This window comes from Pedobacter psychrotolerans (assembly GCF_004340665.1).
Lineage (GTDB): Bacteria > Bacteroidota > Bacteroidia > Sphingobacteriales > Sphingobacteriaceae > Pedobacter > Pedobacter psychrotolerans.
On record NZ_SLWO01000020.1, the window covers coordinates 1 to 1,617 of the forward strand.

Sequence of the window (1,617 nt, forward strand, 5' to 3'; positions counted from 1 at the left end):
TGTTGCTGATGACACCGTTAAGATCAGCTCCTCAAGGATAGACTGATAACAAGATAAAACAGATCCGATCGTCTCCTGCTCGTATTCTGAATCACTATAACTTAACGAAATGTGTAGCATCCCACCTGTCAGTATCCCAGAAACATCCAGAGAGACATCACGTAAACGTTTTGATGAAATGCTCTCTCCATGAGCATCCCCCGAAAAAGTGAAAATCTCCCTGCCAGATTCTGCCGGAGATCCCGTACCAAAATCACCCAGATAGTTAAACCTAACCTCGGGATGGACCGCAGAACACTTATCCGAAAGGTAACGCAGAATCCCATAGCCGATTCCCTTATTGGGTACACGGCGTAGCCGTTCTTTTACACCAATCAGATGATCGGTAATACCACCTGTCCCGCTCAGGTCAAGCCCCACCGGATAGATCGTAGTAAACCAACCTACAGTACGGCTAACATCCACATCACTCCCGATCTCTTCACGCCCGTGTCCTTCCATACTCAGCAACAAACGTTCCTGACCAAGAACTTCTTTTAAAGCCAGTCCCAAACCAGTCACCAGAAGGTCATTGATCTCAGTATGATAAGCACGGTAACACTGGGTCAGCAAAAGTTCCGTTAAGGGCGCACTCAGACTAAAAGACAGCGTTTGAACATCACCGACCAGATTACTCCCCTCAGGATGGTCTTTCCTCAACGGATCTACCGCAAAAGAAGAAAGACCGGACCAATATGCCTCCTCAGACAACAAAACCTCCTGCTGAGCATATAATCGCTGCTGCTGCTGCCAATAACCAAATGAATCCGTCTTGGCAGGAAGAGCAAAAGGTAACCCCCGCAAATACTGATCATAAAGAGCAGACAGGTCTTCAAATAAAATACGCCAGGAAACCCCATCAATAACTAAGTGATGGGCAATCAACAGTAACTGATCGCCCCAGGCACGGCGAAACAAACCTGCCCGGAATAAAGGCCCTTTGGAAAGATCACACGAAGACTCCAGACGCTCACATTCACGAATAAATGCAGCATCATCTGAAACACTCAGAATCTCCAGTAAATATCCTTGTTCCAAGCCCAGGTTCTCCTGCTCCCATCCTTCCGAACCCGAACGGTAAACCATGCGAAGGGCATCATGGTGCTCAACCAGTTTCTCCAGGGAGAGACGAACCCCCTCCTCTGACAAGCCACCTGAAACCTGCAATAAGACCGACTGGTTAAAATAATGCCGATCAACCTCACTCCCCTCAAAGAAAAAATGCTGAATCGGACTCAAAGGAATCATCCCGGTAAACAGCCCCTGATCGGCAATCCGAACCACCTGCTTAACATAACACGACAAATCCTCAATAACCGGATGCTGAAGGATGTCGCCAATCCGTAAACTATATCCCCGCTGCTTAAGGCGAGAAGTAATCTGGATCGATTTGATCGAATCTCCCCCTAACAAGAAAAAATCATCATGAATCCCTATAGGCTGTCGTTTCAATACTTCCTCATAAATCGCTATTAAATGGGACTCAATCTCATTACGCGGCCCCTGATAAACCACTCCGGTAGATATACCCAAACCCAGAGGATCAGGTAAGGCACGCTTGTCGATCTTCCCGTTACT

General features: G+C 47.2%; 1 protein-coding gene. It reads right to left on the bottom strand.

The window, feature by feature from the left end; all coding sequences use genetic code 11:
• The coding region (locus EV200_RS21645) for a condensation domain-containing protein (RefSeq protein ID WP_244313047.1) at window positions 1–1,617 on the bottom strand (1,617 nt) is incomplete at both ends.